Annotated in this window: 19 protein-coding genes; 6 read left to right on the forward strand and 13 right to left on the reverse strand. The window is 27.9% G+C overall.

All coding sequences use genetic code 11. The annotated features are described in order from the left end of the window. Positions 1–47: 47 nt before the first annotated feature. The 6 genes from miaB (at position 48) to ACUSRV_RS05125 (ending at position 8,854) form a co-directional block, all read left to right on the forward strand. Positions 48–1,481: a tRNA (N6-isopentenyl adenosine(37)-C2)-methylthiotransferase MiaB gene (gene miaB / locus ACUSRV_RS05100; RefSeq protein ID WP_490140845.1), complete on the forward strand. Its 1,434-nt coding sequence runs from the start codon at positions 48–50 to the stop codon at positions 1,479–1,481. A gap of 52 nt (positions 1,482–1,533) precedes the next feature. After that, complete coding sequence (gene mutS / locus ACUSRV_RS05105) at positions 1,534–4,176, forward strand: DNA mismatch repair protein MutS (RefSeq protein ID WP_490140846.1); 2,643 nt, start codon at positions 1,534–1,536, stop codon at positions 4,174–4,176. A 28-nt stretch (positions 4,177–4,204) separates the two neighbouring features. After that, positions 4,205–6,085, forward strand: coding sequence for a DNA mismatch repair endonuclease MutL (gene mutL, locus ACUSRV_RS05110; protein ID WP_490140847.1), 1,881 nt, complete (start codon positions 4,205–4,207; stop codon positions 6,083–6,085). A gap of 20 nt (positions 6,086–6,105) precedes the next feature. Beyond that, a complete protein-coding gene (miaA, locus tag ACUSRV_RS05115; RefSeq protein ID WP_490140848.1) occupies positions 6,106–7,047 on the forward strand; it encodes a tRNA (adenosine(37)-N6)-dimethylallyltransferase MiaA in 942 nt (313 codons plus the stop codon). Between the two features lie 69 nt (positions 7,048–7,116). After that, positions 7,117–7,371, forward strand: coding sequence for an RNA chaperone Hfq (gene hfq, locus ACUSRV_RS05120; protein WP_490140849.1), 255 nt, complete (start codon positions 7,117–7,119; stop codon positions 7,369–7,371). Positions 7,372–7,576: 205 nt separating this feature from the next. Further along, on the forward strand, positions 7,577–8,854 hold the full coding sequence (locus ACUSRV_RS05125) for a methionine gamma-lyase family protein (RefSeq protein ID WP_490140850.1): 1,278 nt from the start codon (positions 7,577–7,579) through the stop codon (positions 8,852–8,854). A gap of 26 nt (positions 8,855–8,880) precedes the next feature. Here the strand turns inward: ACUSRV_RS05125 and lexA are convergent, their stop codons facing one another. The 13 genes from lexA to aroH form a co-directional block, all read right to left on the reverse strand. Beyond that, a complete protein-coding gene (gene lexA, locus ACUSRV_RS05130) occupies positions 8,881–9,516 on the reverse strand; it encodes a transcriptional repressor LexA (RefSeq protein ID WP_490140851.1) in 636 nt (211 codons plus the stop codon). 93 nt (positions 9,517–9,609) lie between these two features. Continuing rightward, a complete protein-coding gene (locus tag ACUSRV_RS05135; protein WP_490140852.1) occupies positions 9,610–10,767 on the reverse strand; it encodes a tyrosine-type recombinase/integrase in 1,158 nt (385 codons plus the stop codon). A 633-nt stretch (positions 10,768–11,400) separates the two neighbouring features. Beyond that, positions 11,401–11,736 (reverse strand): hypothetical protein, encoded by a 336-nt coding sequence (locus tag ACUSRV_RS05140; protein WP_490140853.1) that lies wholly within the window; start codon positions 11,734–11,736, stop codon positions 11,401–11,403. Between the two features lie 128 nt (positions 11,737–11,864). Further along, positions 11,865–12,125 carry a stage V sporulation protein S gene (locus ACUSRV_RS05145; RefSeq protein WP_490140854.1) on the reverse strand — a complete coding sequence of 87 codons (261 nt, stop codon included), beginning with the start codon at positions 12,123–12,125 and terminating at the stop codon, positions 11,865–11,867. Between the two features lie 129 nt (positions 12,126–12,254). After that, entirely contained in the window at positions 12,255–13,211 is a 957-nt protein-coding gene (locus tag ACUSRV_RS05150; protein ID WP_490140855.1) for an acetyl-CoA carboxylase carboxyltransferase subunit alpha, read from the reverse strand. 17 nt (positions 13,212–13,228) lie between these two features. Next, the gene (gene accD, locus ACUSRV_RS05155; RefSeq protein WP_490140856.1) at positions 13,229–14,083 is read right to left on the reverse strand and encodes an acetyl-CoA carboxylase, carboxyltransferase subunit beta; all 855 of its coding nucleotides are present in this window, start codon (positions 14,081–14,083) and stop codon (positions 13,229–13,231) included. Positions 14,084–14,085: 2 nt separating this feature from the next. Then, on the reverse strand, positions 14,086–15,453 hold the full coding sequence (gene accC, locus ACUSRV_RS05160; RefSeq protein ID WP_490140857.1) for an acetyl-CoA carboxylase biotin carboxylase subunit: 1,368 nt from the start codon (positions 15,451–15,453) through the stop codon (positions 14,086–14,088). A 22-nt stretch (positions 15,454–15,475) separates the two neighbouring features. After that, complete coding sequence (accB, locus tag ACUSRV_RS05165; protein WP_490140858.1) at positions 15,476–15,949, reverse strand: acetyl-CoA carboxylase biotin carboxyl carrier protein; 474 nt, start codon at positions 15,947–15,949, stop codon at positions 15,476–15,478. Between the two features lie 167 nt (positions 15,950–16,116). Then, the gene (locus ACUSRV_RS05170) at positions 16,117–17,163 is read right to left on the reverse strand and encodes a 30S ribosomal protein S1 (protein ID WP_490140859.1); all 1,047 of its coding nucleotides are present in this window, start codon (positions 17,161–17,163) and stop codon (positions 16,117–16,119) included. A 21-nt stretch (positions 17,164–17,184) separates the two neighbouring features. Then, a complete protein-coding gene (locus tag ACUSRV_RS05175; RefSeq protein ID WP_490140860.1) occupies positions 17,185–18,024 on the reverse strand; it encodes a 4-hydroxy-3-methylbut-2-enyl diphosphate reductase in 840 nt (279 codons plus the stop codon). A 14-nt stretch (positions 18,025–18,038) separates the two neighbouring features. Further along, positions 18,039–18,638: a lysophospholipid acyltransferase family protein gene (locus ACUSRV_RS05180; RefSeq protein WP_490140861.1), complete on the reverse strand. Its 600-nt coding sequence runs from the start codon at positions 18,636–18,638 to the stop codon at positions 18,039–18,041. A gap of 83 nt (positions 18,639–18,721) precedes the next feature. Further along, complete coding sequence (gene cmk, locus ACUSRV_RS05185) at positions 18,722–19,381, reverse strand: (d)CMP kinase (RefSeq protein ID WP_490140862.1); 660 nt, start codon at positions 19,379–19,381, stop codon at positions 18,722–18,724. Position 19,382: 1 nt separating this feature from the next. After that, a complete protein-coding gene (gene aroH / locus ACUSRV_RS05190) occupies positions 19,383–19,760 on the reverse strand; it encodes a chorismate mutase (protein WP_490140863.1) in 378 nt (125 codons plus the stop codon). Positions 19,761–19,766 lie beyond the last annotated feature (6 nt).

Here is a 19,766-nt window from a genome sequence, read left to right on the forward strand (position 1 = left end):
AACTCGATAGTATCGACAGAAAATGATATTTGTAAGGAGGCATTATAATGGGAAAAAGAAAACAAGTACATGTTTCAATAGATAAAATACAGGAACAAGAAAGATTTATAGAAGCTGTAGGCGAAAGAAACAATAGATATTATGCTATACATGAAAGAAATCCGAAATATATAATACAAACATTTGGATGTCAAATGAATGAACATGATTCAGAAAAGTTATGTGCTATGCTTGATACTATGGGATATGAAAGAGGTTTCGCGCCTGAAGAATGTGACCTAATAATATATAACACTTGTGCGGTTAGAGAAAATGCAGAACTTAAGGTCTATGGAAACTTAGGACATCTTAAATCACTAAAAGCTAAAAATCCTGATCTAGTAATAGCTGTATGTGGTTGCATGATGCAACAACCTCATGTTGTTGAAGAAATAAAAACTAAATATAGACATGTAGGATTAGTATTTGGTACTCACAATCTTTACAAATTTCCTCAATTATTAACAGAATCTATAGAATCAGATAATATGTTAGTAGACATATGGGATGTTGATGGAGAAGTTGTTGAGGGTCTTGCAAGTAACAGAAAATACGATATAAAAGCATTTGTAAATATAATGTATGGATGTAATAACTTCTGTACTTATTGTATAGTTCCTTATACAAGAGGTAGAGAAAGAAGTAGAAACCCGCAAGATATAATAAATGAAGTTAAAGATTTAGTTGCAAATGGAACTAAGGAGATAACACTTCTTGGCCAAAATGTAAACTCTTACGGCAAGACATTAGAAGAAAATTATACTTTTGCTCAATTACTTATAGAAGTAAATGAAATAGAAGGGCTAGAAAGAATAAGGTTCATGACACCACATCCAAAGGATTTATCTGACGATGTTATATATGCTATGAGAGACTGTGATAAAGTATGCGAATATTTACATTTACCAATCCAATGTGGAAGTACAAGCCTACTTAAAAAAATGAATAGACATTATTCTAAGGAAGATTATCTAAATCTATTTGAGAAAGTAAAGAAAGAAATACCTGATATAGCTCTTTCAACAGATATAATGATTGGATTCCCTGGAGAAACTGAAGAAGACTTTGAAGATACTTTAGATGTAGTTAGAAAAGTTAGATACGACTCTGCATTTACATTTATATATTCTATAAGAAAAGGTACTCCAGCAGCTACTATGGAAGACCAAATACCAGATGATGTAAAACATGAAAGATTTAATAGATTGCTCAAAGAAATTAATCAGATATCAGCTGAAATAAACGAAAGCTATAGAGATAAGACAGTTGAAGTTTTAGTTGAAGGAAAAAGTAAAAATGATGAAAATAAGTTAGCAGGTAGAACTAGACAAAACAAATTAGTTAATTTTGAGGGAAATGATGAATTAATAGGTAAAATTGTTAATGTTAAAATAACTGATCCTAAAACATTCTCATTAAACGGTATAGTTGTAAAAGAATAAGCTATTTAAAGCACTCTATATAGAGTGCTTTTGAATTAAGGGGGTATATATAATGAATATAAAAAGTATAAACACTAATAAACTTACTCCAATGATGAAACAATATTTTGAAATAAAAGATAAGTACAAAGACTGTATAGTTTTCTTCAGACTTGGAGACTTTTATGAAATGTTTTTTGAGGATGCTATAGCTGCTTCTAAAACCCTTGAAATAGCACTTACAGGTAGGGAATGTGGCCTTGATGAAAGAGCCCCTATGTGTGGTATACCTTATCATTCTGCAAACAATTATATATCAAGGTTAGTGGAAAGTGGATATAAGGTTGCTATATGTGAGCAAGTTGAAGATCCATCTATAGCTAAAGGAATAGTAAAAAGAGATGTTACAAGAGTAGTAACTCCAGGTACTATAATGGAAGGAAATCTGCTTGAAAATAAAAAAAACAACTACCTTATGGCATTGTATGTAGAAGATGATAAATCAGGAATTGCTTATGTTGATATAAGTACTGGGGAGCTATATTGTACATCACTTAAAGAAGATAAAATTATTGAAGAAATAGCCAAAATAAATCCAAGTGAAATTATTTCAAATAAAAATGATTATTTAGATAATTTAGAAACAATAGCATTGCTTAGCAATATATATATTAATAAAATTTTTAATGAAAACTTTTTAGATGAACAAATATTGAATGAGTATTTTTCTAATGAATATATTTCTTCTATTAATATAAATAAAGATAAATTTACATTAAAGAGTGTGGTTATACTTTTAAATTATGTATTTAATACTCAGAAACAAGTAACTAGTAATATAAACAGTATAAACATATATGATTCTGAGGAATTCATGATACTTGATATGTTTACTCGTTCTAACTTGGAATTAACTAGCACTATGAGAAATAATCAAAAAAAAGGTTCTCTACTTGCTGTACTAGACAAAACTAGTACAGCAATGGGTGGAAGATTAATTAGAAAGTATATAGAACAACCACTTATTAACAAAGCAAAAATAGAAGAAAGATTAAATGTTATAGAAGAAATAAAAGATGATTTTATACTAAGAGAAGATATTAATGATACATTAAGAAATGTATACGATATAGAGAGAATATGCGGTAAAATAGCATTTGAAAAAGTCACTCCAAAAGAAATGATAAATCTTAAAAACTCTATAGAAAAGCTTCCGAACTTAAAAAATATAATATTAAATTCAAATGCGAAAAAGTTAAAAAAATATATAGAAAAACTAGATGATTTGCAAGATATATATGACTTAATAGATAATTCTATATTAGAAGAACCAGCTCTTACTATAAAAGAAGGTGGAATAATAAAATCCGAGTTTAATTATGAGTTAAATAGTCTTAGAGAAATATCTCAAAACGGAGCTCATATGATTAAAAACCTAGAAAATAGTGAAAGAGAAAAAACAGGTATAAAATCTCTTAAAATAGGATTTAATAAAGTTTTCGGATACTATATTGAGATTACAAAAAATAATTTAAAACAACTAGATTTATCAAATAATTATATAAGAAAACAAACGCTAAGTAATGCAGAGCGATTTATAACTCAGGAACTTAAAGAAATTGAAGATAAGATACTAAATGCTGAGGAAAAAATAAAGCAATTAGAGTACGATTTATTTGTAACTATAAGAAATAATATATATATAAATATAGATAGAATTCAAAATGTGGCTAAACTTATAGCAAACATAGATGTATTTCAATCTTTGGCAACAATAGCTTATACTAATAACTATTGTAAACCTTTAATAAATAATAATGGATTAATAGATATAAAAAACGGTCGTCATCCAGTTGTTGAAAGTATAATAGGAGAAGAAAATTTTGTGCCTAATGATACTTCCTTAAATGATAATGAAAATATGATAGATATAATTACTGGACCTAACATGGCTGGTAAATCAACATATATGCGTCAATGTGCAGTTATAAGCTTATTGGCTCATATAGGGTCCTTTGTACCGGCTGAATATGCTAATATACCTATAATGGATAGAATATTTACTAGAGTTGGCGCAAGTGATGATTTATCTCAAGGTCAAAGTACATTTATGGTTGAGATGACTGAAGTTTCTCATATATTAAGAAATGCTACAAGAAATAGTTTAGTAATACTTGATGAAATAGGACGTGGTACTAGTACTTATGATGGTATAAGCTTAGCTTGGTCTATTGTTGAATATATTCATGAAAATATAGGGTGTAAGACTTTATTTGCAACTCATTATCATGAACTAACAGATTTGGAAGCTGATTTTAAAGGCGTTAAAAATTACTCTGTTGCTGTTAAAGAACAGGGAGAAAATATAGTGTTTTTAAGAAAGATAGTATCTGGTGGAGCTGATAAAAGCTACGGTATACACGTTGCTAAGCTTGCAAACCTACCAAGTGGTGTAATTAAAAGAGCTAGTAATATACTTAAAGATTTAGAGAAGAATCATATAAATACAACAGTTCAATTAGAAAACAATAAAACTGAATATGGAGATGCTATAAAAGAAACTGCTATTTCTATAGAGCCTAATGAACAATTATCTTTTGCAAGTTTTGAAAACAATAATTTAATACAAGAACTCAAAAGTTTAGATATAATAAATATGACTCCTATGGAAGCTATGAATATTTTATATAATCTTCAAGCAAAAGCTAAAAAATAAACGGATAAATATATGGGGATGATCTAAGATGATAAAGAAAATTAATATATTAGATGATTTAACTATAAATAAAATAGCTGCAGGAGAGGTTGTTGAAAGACCCTCTTCTGTAGTTAAAGAACTTGTAGAAAATGCAATTGATGCGAATTCTTCTAAGATAACTATTGAAATACAAGACGGGGGCAAAAAATTAATAAGAATAACTGATAATGGTGAAGGTATAGCATCAAGTGAGGTAGAAAAATCATTTTTAAGACATGCAACAAGTAAAATAACTAAAGTAGATGATTTGTACGATTTATATTCTCTAGGTTTTAGAGGTGAAGCTCTTGCTAGTATATCATCGATTTCTAGAATAGAAATAATAACTAGAACTAAAGATGAACCAATAGGTACCAAGATGATAGTAGATGGAGGAAAACTTGTATCTAAGGAACCCGTTGGCACTACTGTAGGTACTACTATAATAGTAAAAGACTTATTTTTTAACACTCCTGCAAGACAGAAGTTTTTGAAATCATCTAATGCTGAAAATATGAATATAAGCGATCTAGTAAATAAGTTAGCTATAGGTAATTGTAATATACAATTTAAATATATAAATAATAATAAAGTCATATTGAATACACCTGGAGATACAAATTTATTAAATACAATAAGAAGTGTATATGGCAAAGAAATTTATAATAACTTAATAGGGATTGATATAGACAACAATTTAATACAAGTTGACGGATATATAGGAAATAATAATATATATAGAGCTAATAGAAGTTTACAACATATATATGTAAACAAAAGGTATGTAAAAAGCAAAGTTATTTTAGATGCTATACAGGAAGCTTATAAATCAATAATTCCTATAAATAAACATACAATATGTTTTTTGAATATAAGCTTGGATCCATCTAAAATAGATGTAAATATCCATCCAACTAAACTCGAAATAAAATTTGAAAAAGAAAATGATATATATATCACTTTGAGAGATGCTATAAAAAATAAACTTTTAAATTCTACGTTATTTGGTAAATACGAAACTCCAGAAATAAACTCCAATCTAAATTTAAAACCAATACAAATAGATAAACTAAACTTTAATCAAGATGATATAAAAATCATAGAAGAAAATAAAGTCGATATTATAAATGATAGCAAACAATTGGATATAATAGATATAAATTTAGAAACAAATAATTTTAATTTAAACAAGGAATTTGAGTTTAATGATTTTATCAATTTAGACAAACCTATTATACAGGAAAATCTACAAATTAAAGAAACTACTGATGATTATCTAAATAATGATATTAATAAACATAAAAATGAATGTTCTTTCAAAGATTACAAAGTAATAGGAACTTTATTTAAAACCTATATAGTTCTTGAAAAGGGAAGCTCATTATTTTTATTAGATCAACATGCTGCTCATGAAAGGATAATATATGAAAAATATATGGACAAGTTTAATAGAGAAAAAATAAACATGCAATTACTTCTAGACCCTATAGTACTAGAGATTTCTAGTAAAGACATGTTATTGATGGAGGAAAACTTAGATTTATTTTTAAAACTTGGTTTTGAGGTAGAGATTTTTGGCAATAATCATATTATGGTAAGAAGTGTCCCTAATCTATTTGGATTGCCTCAATCTGAGAAATTCATATTAGATATAATAGATAATATGGATAATATAACAAGTAATTACGAACTAAAAAAAGAGAAAATAGCTTCTATGGCTTGTAAATCAGCTATAAAAGCTCATGATCATATACACGATATAGAAATAGATAAACTTATAGAAGAACTTGAAAAATGTATAAATTCATTTACATGCCCTCATGGAAGACCAATAATAGTAGAATTGTCTAAGTATGAAATAGAAAAAATGTTTAAGAGAATAATGTAGAAATGGAAGGGGCTATGAAATTGAGTAAAATTCCTTTAATAATATTAACTGGTCCAACTGCTGTAGGAAAAACTGATTTATCTATAAACATTGCTAAAAACTTAAATTGTGAGATTATATCAGTTGACTCTATGCAAGTTTATAAGTATATGGATGTTGGTACAGCTAAGATAACATACGATGAAACGCAAGGGATTAAGCATTATTTAATAGATGAAGTAGAACCAGATTTTGAATTCTCTGTTGCAGAATTTCAACTAAGATCTAAGAAATATATAAAAGAAATATATCAGAAAAACAAATTACCTTTAGTTACTGGTGGAACTGGACTTTATTTAAATTCACTAATATATAATATGGATTTTGCAAAATCAAATGCAGATAGTGAAATAAGAGAGAAACTTGCTAATGAAGCTAACGAATTTGGCCCAGGTTATTTACATAATAAACTAAAAGAAATAGATCTAGAAGCTGCAAGTAGAATACACCCTAATAATGTAAAAAGAGTCATTAGAGCTCTTGAAGTATGTTATCAAGGTAAGCAAATGGATGACTTTAGTTCAGATTTAAAATATAACCCAGAGTATAAACCAATAATTATAGTTTTAAATAGAGATAGACGACATTTATATGATAGAATAAATAGACGTGTAGATATAATGATAGAAAATGGCTTAGTTGATGAAGTTAAAAAATTATTATCTATGGGATATACTAAAGATATGGTGTCTATGCAAGGAATAGGTTATAAGGAAATAATAAGGTATTTAGATGGTGAATATTCTTTAGATGAAGCTGTAGAAATTGTAAAAAGAGACTCAAGAAGATATGCTAAAAGACAAATAACTTGGTTTAAGAGATATGAAGAAGCTAAGTGGTTTGATTTAAATGAATATCTAGATTTACAAAAATTAGAAAATGATATATTGTCATATATTGAAAATGCAAAAGAAATTATGTAGAATATAATATAGTATGCTTTTTATTATTTAAATAAACATATATAAAAAATTCTCGGGAGGGCTTAACGTATGAGAAATACTGTTTTAAATTTACAAGATTTATTCTTAAATCATGCTAGAAAAGAAAAGGTAGCTGTAACTATCTTTTTAATGAATGGGGTTCAAGTAAAAGGATTTGTAAAAGGATTCGATAGCTATATAATATTAGTTGAAGGCGAGAACAGAAAGCAAAATATGATATATAAACATGCTGTATCTACAATAATACCTGATAAGCATGTAGCATTTACTAACAACAACCAAAACCAAACTCAAAGTAGATAACAAATATTATTTAGCAGGGTAAATAGTCGCATGATTCTATTTACCCTGTTTTTTATTTATACAAATGCTATATTTTCAACATAAGAACAAATGTTCTTTTTAAAATATAATAAATATGATTTTACAAACATTGCAATATAGTAGCATATTATGTTAAAATTCTAATGGTGCTTTTGAAATATTTACATAAAGACAGGTGGTTTATATGCTTAAAGAAACAAAAGATTTATTAATTGATTTTTACAAAATAGATGAAGAACTATTTTCTTTGTCTGAAGAAGTAATGAAAGATGTAAGTATTATGTTTGAAGAAATAAAGCAAGTAAGAGAATACAATCAATATAAAGTATTAAAAGCTATGCAAGAATCTAATTTGAGTGATATTCACTTTAATTGGACAACTGGATACGGGTATAATGATATAGGTAGGGATAAAATAGAAGAAATCTATTCAAAAGTATTTAATACAGAAGATGCTATTGTAAGACCTATAATAGTAAATGGTACTCATGCATTAACATTATGTATAACAGGATTAGTAAGGCCTGGAGATGAGATTTTATCTGTTACAGGCAAACCCTATGATACTTTAGAGGAAGTTATAGGAATAAGAGAATCTAAAGGTTCATTAAATGAATTTGGAGTTACATACAATCAAGTAGACTTTTTAGATAATGGAAATATTGATTATCAAGGTATAAAGAATTCAATAAATAATAAAACTAAGTTAGTTTTAATACAAAGATCTAAAGGATATAGTTGGAGAAAATCATTGACTATAGATGATATAGAAAAAATAATAGGTACTATAAAGTCAGTAAAACCTGAAGCTATTGTTATGGTTGATAACTGTTATGGAGAGTTTATAGAAACTAAAGAGCCAACAGATGTAGGTGCTGATATTATGGCTGGATCCCTTATAAAAAACCCTGGTGGGGGCATTGCTCTAACTGGAGGTTATATTGTAGGAAAAAGAGAGTTAGTAGAACTTATATCATATAGACTTACATCTCCGGGTATAGGTAAAGAATGCGGCCTTACATTTGGTACATCAAGAACTGTACTTCAAGGATTTTTCTTAGCTCCGTATATAGTATCACAAGCTTTGATGGGCGCTATATTCTGTGCAAGATTATTTGAGAAAGTTGGATATAGTGTTTTACCTAAATACGATGACTTAAGAAGTGATATTATTCAATGTATAAGGCTTAATAGTGACAAGGAAGTTATAGATTTTTGTAAAGGGATTCAATCTGCAGCCCCAGTAGACTCATTTGTTAAACCAGAGCCTTGGGCAATGCCTGGCTATGACTGTGACGTTATAATGGCAGCTGGAGCCTTTATACAAGGTTCTTCAATAGAACTTAGTGCAGACGCTCCTGTTAAACCTCCTTATAATGTATACTTTCAAGGAGGGCTTACCTTTGATCATTCAAAATTAGGAGCTTTAAAAGCATTACAAAACATAAAATCAAAGAAATAAAATAGGACTTCTATTATATAGAAGTCCTATTTTATAACCCTAAACACTCCTGTTACTTTTCCTATAATACCAACTTTATTTGCATCAATTAGTATAGGTTCCATAAAATCATTTTCAGGTTGTAGTCTTATAAGGTTTTTCTCCTTAAAAAATCTCTTGACAGTAGAAGATTCATTTTCTATTAAGACGACAACTATATCTCCATTGTGGGCAATTGGAGTTTTATCTACTACGATATAGTCTCCATCTAATATACCAGCATTTATCATACTTTCGCCTTTTACTTTTAATAAAAAGTTCTCCTTACCAGATACTAAGTTTGCTGGAAGTGGTATGTATTCATCTATATTCTCAACTGCTAATATAGGTTGACCTGCTGTTATTTGACCTACCAGCGGAATTTGTAGTATTTCTTGTTTAGTACCTGTAGTATCATTTAAGTTAGCAGCATCTAATATTTCTATAGCTCTAGGTTTAGTAGGATCTCTTCTTATATATCCTTTTTTTTCTAGTTTACTTAAATGTGAATGAACTGTTGACGTAGATTTTAAGTTAACAGCTACGCATATTTCTCTAACTGATGGAGGATATCCTTTTTCACTGAGTTGACCTTTAATATAATTTAATATCTGAACTTGTTTATCATTTAAATCTAGATACATTGTATATCACCTCATTTCTACTTAGTATAATATTATGGTTATATTTTACCACAGTATATATTTAAATACAAACGTTTGTTCTGTTAGGCATATTTATATTTTAAATAAATCATCTTTACTTTTATTATCATTTTCGTCTATCCATTCGAAGTTTTTAACGATATCTCTTTTAACATTTTTTTTGTGAGCAGCATAAAGCTGTGTAGTTGTTACATTATCGTGATCTAATAAATTTTGAACATCATATATAGAGAAACCATACTGTATAAGAGAAGTAGCTGCAGTAGCTCTTAATTTATGAGGACTATATCCATTTTCTCTAGAAGTTTGCATAGCTATGGAAGTATATTTTTTTACCAATTCTCTTATAGCTTTTGGAGTCATTCTTTTATTTTGTAAAGATAAAAATAAAGCATCTTTTATATCTTCTGTTAAAATTTCACTTAAAGGCCTTTCGTTATTGATATAATTTTTTACTAAAAGTTCACATGTATTATTAATAGGCATTAAAACTTCTTTTCCTCGTTTTCTATATATTTTAAACTCTCCTCTAGAAAAGTTAAAAGAAGAGATATTAAGTTCTCTTAATTCACTAAGTCTTAGCCCATATGTAACAAATAAGGCAAGTATAGCCTTATCTCTTAATTTTGTTTTTCTCCAATAAACCTTTTCTTTATCTGTTAGATTTTCGCCAGACTCAACTATATCAAGCATCTTTGCAACTTCATCTATTTCTAAACGTTTTATAGAGTCTGGTTGAGGCTTAGGAAGCTTTATAGGATTAAGCCCATCTGTTATATTGTTTTCTAATTGTTCATTCCTATATAGAAATTTAAATAGAGTAGATAAAGATGATTTTTTTCTAGCTAAAGCTCTATTATTATTTTCGAATATTAAGGTATTTTTTTCTGTGTTTTTATAATATCTAGAACAATAGTCCCCTAAAAATATATTAATATCTCTTGCCTTTATAGTATTAAACTCATTTTGTTTTATATCTATAGATTCATTAGCTGATGTTAGACTTGTATTTTCAACTAAATATTTACAGAAAAATAATATGTCTTCTAAGTATGCAAGTCGGGTAGACGAAGCTACAGCGCCTTTAAGATATATAGAATAATCTTTCATAAAATTAGGTAATTGATGCTCTATATTTATACACTTTTCTATGATTTGGTGTTCTTTTAAGACTATATTATCTGGTTTATCTGATTTATTGTGAATTTTTATTATTTTTTTATCCTTCATTAAAACACCCCAAAATTTAACATATTTTATTTAAATTAAATATATCATAAAACTTAGTTATATTCAACTATACCTTAAATTTTATCGAACGTATGTTTTGGAAGTGAAAAAACAGCATATTGAACATGAATAAAGACCAAATAGAATTTAAACGTATAAAGATAAGAAAAATATCAGTAAAAAACTTAATAAAAGCTCAATGAGTTAATAGATATAAATACATATAGATATATAGAAAAGATACAATGGATTGTAAAAAAAATAGAATAAACTATAATTAGTATTATTATTTATAGTTTAAAATTAAATATAATGTCAATAATATAGATATAACAATTAAATTGATTTAGATGAATTACCATAATAAATTAAAGAAAATTCAATAATTAGAGATACAATTATAAAATTAATTCAACAAAAGTATTATATGAAAATATAATAAAAAAGTTTAATCATTAAGCAACATATTTAGCATTCAAAAAGACTAATTAAGATGAGTACTAATTTGAATAAATACAACTATTCCCTAAATATACATTTAAAGACTAGTTACATTTTAGTTAAAAATAATAAGATAAGTGCTCTTTTTTGCTTACAAGAACATTTGTTCTCGTTTTAAATAAAAAACTTTGATTAATTTTTTTTATCATTATAAACATCTATCTTCTTATTAATTTTGTTGATAAAATATAAAGTAAAAATAAACACACACATCAATGTAATTAATAAAAGACCTCCTGTAAATATGGATAATGGTTTATAGTTAAAACCATATTGATTTATTAAGATTTCAAAACTCCCAGATTCCTTGATCTTATCACTAAATTCGATATATCCACCACATCGATCTACAAGTTTTTGAAATTCAGAATTAAATTCTAGTTCTTCAGTTTTTCCTACAATAAACAAAGCTGAAGTTAATGTCACTATAGAAATCAATATTATATGTTTTTTTATAAAATTTAACATTTAAATTCCTCCATATCTCCATATATTGTAAGTGTCCTTATAAGTATTATGAATAAATATAAATGTAATTATACTATTATAAAATGGAAATAAAAAAGAACCTCGTAAAGAGATTCTTCTTTATTATACTATCTAGGTTCTACTATAAGTTTTATAGCAGTTCTTTCTTCACCATCTATTTCAACATCAGTAAACGCCGGTATACATATTAAATTCATTCCACTTGGAGCTACAAAGCCTCTTGCTATTGCCACTGCCTTAACTGCTTGATTTAAAGCTCCAGCGCCTATTGCTTGAATTTCAGCTGATCCCTTTTCCCTTAAAACCCCTGCTAAAGCACCTGCTACAGAATTTGGATTAGATTTTGATGAAACTTTTAATACTTCCATTTGTTTATCCCCCTCTTTGTTAGTTATAATATACTTTTCTACATTTAGCATAGCAATTAATTAAAATGTTTATTCTTTAACTATATAATTCTACAGTAAATTATTAATTCCTTTTATTTTAATATGCATTTATATATTATATACAGACTTTCCGATGTTTCTAAACTTTTCATACCTTTGATTTATTATTTCATCTTTATCAAATTTCATTAATCTATTTAATTCATCTACTAAATATTTTTTTATGTTTACTGATGTAGATTCCACATCAGTTTGAGCACCACAAAGAGGTTCTTTTATTATAGTATCTATTACTTCAAGTTCCATTAAATCTTGACTAGTCATTTTCATGGCTTTAGCAGCTTGTGAAGATTTACTAGAATCTTTAAACAATATACTAGATAAACCTTCTGGAGATATAACAGAGTATACTGAGTGTTCAAGCATTGCTATTTTATTAGAAACACCAAGCCCTAGAGCTCCACCACTTCCGCCTTCTCCTATAACTACCGATATTATAGGTACAGAAATATTGCTCATTTCTAATAAATTTCTAGCTATAGCTTCACCTTGACCTCTTTCTTCTGCCTCAAGTCCGCAAAATGCACCAGGAGTATCTATAAATGTTATTATAGGTCTATTAAATTTTTCAGCTTGTTTCATAAGTCTCAAAGCTTTTCTATATCCTTCTGGATGTGGCATGCCAAAATTTCTCTCTATATTATCTTTAATATCTTTTCCCTTTTGATGGCCTATAATAGTTACATTTATGTTATCTATAATACCTATTCCACCAATGATAGCTTTATCATCTTTATATAGTCTATCCCCATGTAGTTCAATAAATTCAGAACATATATTTTCTACATAATCTTTTGTAGTAGGTCTATCCATAGCTCTACTTAAAGTTACCTTTTGCCATGGATCTAAGTTTACATATGCTTTATCTTTTAGTTCATCTAATTTTTTGTTTAAAGAATCTATTTCATTGGATAAATCTAAACCTGTTTCTTGAGATAGCTTTTGAAATTCTTTTATCTTAGTTTGAAGTTCTAAAATGGGCTTATCTAATCCTATATTATTCACCTTGAGCCCTCCTTAAATTAAAAATTATGCATTTTTAATACATCATATAAGATTTTTTTCATTTGTAGTCTACTAACTACTATATCTACAAAACCATGTTCTAATAAAAACTCAGAACTTTGAAATCCTTCAGGCAGTTTTTGCTTTATTGTTTGTTCTATAACCCTAGGACCTGCAAACCCTATTAAAGCATTAGGCTCACCGATTATTATATCTCCAAGCATCGCAAAACTAGCTGTAACTCCCCCCGTAGTAGGATCTGTAAGAATTGATATATATGGTAAATCATTATCAGAAAGTTTGCTTAAAACCTGAGAAGTTTTAGCCATTTGCATCAAAGAAACTATACCTTCTTGCATTCTGGCTCCACCTGAAGCACAACATATTATAACAGGCAATTTATTTTGTATAGCATACTCTACGCAGCTAGTTATCTTTTCTCCGACTATAAAACCCATACTTCCCATCATAAAATCAGGATTCATAACACAAAGTGCTGCACTTATTCCATTTATTTTTCCATAGCCTGTTATAACAGCGTCATTTTCTTTGCTCTTAACTTTAGCTAATTCTAGCTTTTCGCTGTATTCAGGGAAATCTAATATATTACTTGATTCAAGTTCTTTGTTAATTTCAACAAATGTACCTTCGTCTATAATTAAATCAACTCTTTTTCTTGCTGCAAATTTATAGTGATGGCCACATTTAGGGCAAACATCAAAATTTTCTTCTATATCTTTTTTAAATGTATAAGCATTACATCCACTACAATGAATCCAAAATCTTTCATCAACACTGTTATCTTTAAATCTTTTTTCTATAGAGACTGTAGCATAATTCTTCTCTTTATTAGATAATAATTTTTTTATCATAATTATTCACCTCTAAATTTGTTGACTCTATCTAAGAATATAGTTTCTATGAATTTAGTATGATGGGTATTGTTATTAAATTCTTCAGAGTTTATAAGTTCTTTTTGAAACTCTATATTAGTAACTACTCCTTCTATTATAAGTTCATCTAGAGCTCTATTCATCCTAGATATACATTCATTTCTATCTTTACCCCAGCATATTAATTTGCCTATCATAGAATCATATAAAGGTGGAATAGTATATCCAGGATATACAAATGTATCAAACCTTACTCCAAATCCACCTGGTGTATAAATAGACTCTATTTTACCTGGACAAGGTCTAAAATTTTGAGATGGATCTTCAGCGTTTATCCTACACTCAATAGCATGACCATTAAATATTATATCTTCTTGTTTAAAAGGTATAGCTTTTTTATTAGCTATTTCAAGTTGTAATTTTATTAAATCTACACTTGTTATCATTTCAGTTATAGGATGTTCAACTTGTATTCTAGTATTCATTTCTATAAAATAAAAATTTCTATCTTGATCAACTATAAACTCTACTGTGCCTGCTCCTATGTAGTTTATATCTTTAGCAGCTTTTACTGCAGCTTCATATAATTTAGATTGTTCTTCTTTATTTAAATAAGGTGTTAAACATTCCTCAATAACTTTTTGATTTCTTCGTTGCATAGAACAATCTCTATCTCCAAAATGCACAACATTGCCAAAATGATCTCCAAATACTTGTACTTCTATATGACGAGGATTTTCTATATATTTTTCCATATACATTTCATCATTTCCAAAAGAAGATAAAGCTTCTGACTTAGCTATATTAAAATTAGACATAAGTTCTTCTTCATTATAAGCTATTCTCATGCCTTTTCCACCGCCACCGCTAGATGCTTTAACAAGTACAGGGTATCCTATTTCTTTCGCTATATTAACTGCATCTTCTAGAGCATTTATAATACCTGGAGAACCAGGAACTACAGGAACATTAGCTTTTATCATTGTCTCCCTAGCTTTGGCCTTATCTCCCATTAAAGTTATTTGATCATAGTGAGGGCCTACAAATATTATTCCATTTTCATAGCATTTTTTAGCAAAATCATAGTTCTCTGATAAAAAACCGAATCCTGGATGTATAGCATCGCATTTCATTTTTAAAGCTAGATATACTATGTTATCTATATTATTATAACTTTTGCTTATATTATTAGGACCTATACATATAGACTCATCAGCCAGGTATCTATGTAATGAATCTTTATCAGCTACAGAGTATATAGCAACAGTTTTTATTCCCATTTCCTTACAAGATCTTATTATTCTAATTGCTATCTCGCCCCTATTAGCGACAAGTAATTTTTTTATCATATAGTCGCCTCCTATAAATAATTTACGATAATCTTATTTTAAAAAGTGGTTGATCGTATTCAACCAAGTCTTCATTCTTAACTAATATTTCTACTATTTCGCCATTTACATCACTTTGTACCTCGTTCATAAGTTTCATAGCTTCTAGTATACATAAAGTAGATCCTTCGTTTATTGTATCTCCTATCTTAACAAATAAAGGTTCATTTGGGCCGGAAGATGAATAAAAGGTACCCATAATAGGAGCTCTAACTATATATAAATCTTCACTAGAATCGTAATTTTCTATAGATATTTCCCCTTGTATAGATTGATTTTCTAATTGTATAACTTCATTGTCTAAAACAAGATTTTTACTAACTCTATTTTCTTTTATCTCAACAAAATTTTGTTCTTTACTTACACTTAATTTAAGATTATCTAATTCCAAATCTAATTTAGTTATACTTGTTTTATCTATGGTAAGTATCAAATCTCTAAGATCTTTTATATTCATACTTATTATTACCTCCTCGTATTATTACCTGGTGCTAATAGTATATCATATTATCAAAAATAATTGAATATGTCAAAAAAATATTTTACCTAAAAAATCCAATGTCAAAAATATCCTAAACTAAAATAAGCCTAGTTAGTACAACAAACTAGACTTATTTTCTTAATTTATTGTTCTCCATTTACTCCAAGCATAGATAATTCAATTCTATGATTGGAGATATCTATACTAAGTATTTTAGCTTTAACTTCTTCTCCCACTTTAACAATATCTTTTGCGCTTTTTACAAATTCGTGTGATAAATTAGATATATGAACAAATCCATCCATTAAATTATCTATAGTTACAAAGACACCATAATCTTTTATACTTCTAATTGTCCCTTCTACAATATCTCCCACTTCATAAGTTTCTACGAAAGTTTCCCATGGACTTTTTTGTAGAGCTTTGATACTCAATGATAATCTTTCTTTTTCTTTATCAAAAGATAAAATTTTAACTTTTACTTTATCTCCTTTATTAAACACCTTGGTAATATCTTCATTTCTATTCCATGTTGTTTCAGTTTTATGAACAAGGCCAACTATTCCATTTATATCTACAAATAGTCCATATTCTTTAACGTCTTTTATTATTCCGTCGTAAATTTCATTTTCGTTTAAACTTTCTAAAGCTGTATTCTTCCTTTGTGTTTCTTCTTTCATTAGTATATTTTTTAAAGAAACTACAAGTTTATTTTTTCTATTGTCAACATCTAATACTTCAGCTTTAATTTTTTTGTTTTTATAATCATCAAAGTTTATATCTCTAGTAAATCTTGTATTTACATGACTAAGTGGTATAAATGCTCTTATACTTTTATACTTGCATATAAGTCCACTATTATTTTTATCTACTATAGTTACATCTATTACATTCCCAATTTTTAGGTTTTTCCATGTATTAATTTCTTCAGCCTTAATTTGAGACAATATAACTTCGTCAGATGATTTTTTTACAACTATTAAGTCTATTTTGTCATCAATATTAAGTTGTAAATCTTCATCTACTTCATTTGCAGGAAGTATTCCATCAATTTTGTATCCGAAACTTACATAATATTCGTCATTTTTCTTTCCTATTATAGTTCCTCTTACTATATCACCTTTGCCAATGTTGTTTCGAAAAGAGTACTCCTCCATTTTTAGTAGCTCATTCATATCCATCATATCCATATTAATTACAACCCCTTTTAACTATATATTTTGTAGGTAGTTAACAACATCTTCTATAATCCAATTAGGAGTAGAAGCACCTGCTGTTATACCTATATAATCATATTTTTTAAAATTCTCAGTACTAAGATCATCTTTTGTCTCTATTGCAAATGTTGGAACATTTTCCTCACAAATTTGAACTAATTTTTGAGTATTAGAGCTATGTTTTCCACCTATAACTACCATAGCTTCAACTTCTTTTGATAGTTCTTTAGCAGATTCTTGTCTTACTTTAGTCGCTGAACATATAGTATTGTGAAGAACTACATCTTTTAGTTGTTTAGATATTTCATCAACTATTTTATTATACAAGTCTACGTTTATGGTAGTTTGAGCAACTACACAATATTTTTTATTTTTATCTAAATTAGCCTTTTCTATGTCTTCTAATGTTTTTATTATTATAGCGTCATTATTACACCATCCATTTATACCTATAACTTCTGGATGAGTAGCATCTCCTATTATTATTATCTTATAACCATCTTTATAATATCTATTACCTATGTCGTGTATTTTTTTTACAAAAGGACATGTAGCATCCAATATATTTATATCATTTTCTTTAGCCTTATTATATATTTCTTCACCTACACCATGAGAACGTATTATCATATTAGAATTATGTTGCACCTCATTTATGGACTTTATTGTTTTAAGTCCTTTTTCTTCATATTTTTGTACTGCTTGATTATTATGTATAAGAGGACCTAGTGAGTATATTGTATCTTCATTATTTTCAAGTTCATGCCAGGCCATTGTCATAGCTCTTTTAACTCCAAAACAAAACCCTGCATTAGAAGCTATCTTTATTTTCAAAACACCCATCTCCCTTAAAATCTGTTCTTAAAAATATTTTTCTTTATAATTGACATTATTTCATTTGATAGTCTATCGTAGTCTTCATTAACTAGCTTTTCTTTATAGTATTCTTCAAATGATACTGGTTTATCGATATAAACAATTATCTTATTAAATAGCTTATAGTTACTTATTATTGATATAGGAACAACAGGTGCTTTTCCTTTAATAGCAAACATGGCAAGGCCTGATTTAGCTTTCCCACACCCATCTGGTCCTGTATATCGTCTTCCTTCAGGAAATATACCTATTGCTCTACCTTCTTTTAATTGTTTTATAACCGTCTTTAAAGTACTTATATCTGGATTGTCTCTATTTATTGGTATAACATTTATTTTCTTAAGGAAATATCCAAAAGGCTTAAAGCTAAATAACTCTTTTTTTGCTATAGCAGATATATCTCTTGTTTTAACAGCAACAGCTATAATCACTGGATCTAAATTTGATTTGTGATTTGCAGCTAAAATAATTGGTCCTTCTTTAGGTATATTTTCAAGACCCTTAACTTCTATAATAAATAATATTCTAACAAAAAACGCAACAAAATTTCTTACACCATTGTAAAAAGTCACAATAATCCCACCCTATCTAAAAAATTCGCTATGCTCATGTCGCCAACGACCTTGGAAAGCAGGTCTGTTGCTCAAATTAATAACTATTTGTTATTTTCACATATCTTATTTATTATTTCATCTACTACATCTCTAATATTTTTAGAACTTGTATCTATTTCTGCAGCATCGTATGCTTTTATTAGTGGAGCAAATTCTCTAGTTGAATCCATTTTATCTCTGTTTTTTATGTCTTGTATTATTTCTTCAAGGTTTATATTATATCCTTTATCTTTTAGCTCTTTATATCTTCTTTTTCCTCTTTCTTCTGGGCTTGCAGTTAAGAAAAATTTACAGTTTGCATTAGGAAATACATAAGAACCTATATCTCTGCCATCTAGTATAACTGAATGTTTTTCGCCTATTTTCCTTTGAATATCTACCATAAGTTCTCTTACTTCTTTTATTTGAGCAACTTTTGATACGTTATTGCTAACTTCTGGAGTTCTTATTTCTGTATTTACTATTTTTCCATCTAAATATATATTATTATCTCTAAAATCAATTTCAGTATCTCTTGCCACATCTATAATAGCTTCTTCATTATCAATGTCTATATTACTAACTAAAGCTTTATAAGTAAGAGCTCTATACATAGCGCCTGTATCTATATAGTCTATATTTAATCTTTCTCCTATTATCTTCGCTACTGTGCTTTTTCCTGCGCCTGCTGGTCCGTCTACTGCTATGATTATATTTTCCATATTAGCCCTCCTTGTTATAAATAAGATCTTTTCTTAAGTTAATAGCTTCGTTTATATATATATGTTGTATATCCTTTTTTTCTTTAGTTGTATTTATATTTATAAGGACTCTTATGCATTTTTGTAAACTTCCCACTATATACTTTTCTTCAAAGTTTAAAAGAGGAACATCAGTTATATTTAATATTTCCCTTACTGCAATAGAAGGATACGCAGCATCTAAGTCTTTAGTCATCGTAAATATAATACTTATAATATCTTCTTTATTTATATTGTTATTATTCAATATAGAATTAATAAGTTTTGCAGTTTCTTTTAAAATTTCTTCTTTTAAGTTGTTTTCAACAGTAGTTGCACCTCTTATAGCTAAAACTCTCATATAATA

This window comes from Sporacetigenium sp. TC11, from assembly GCF_058146105.1.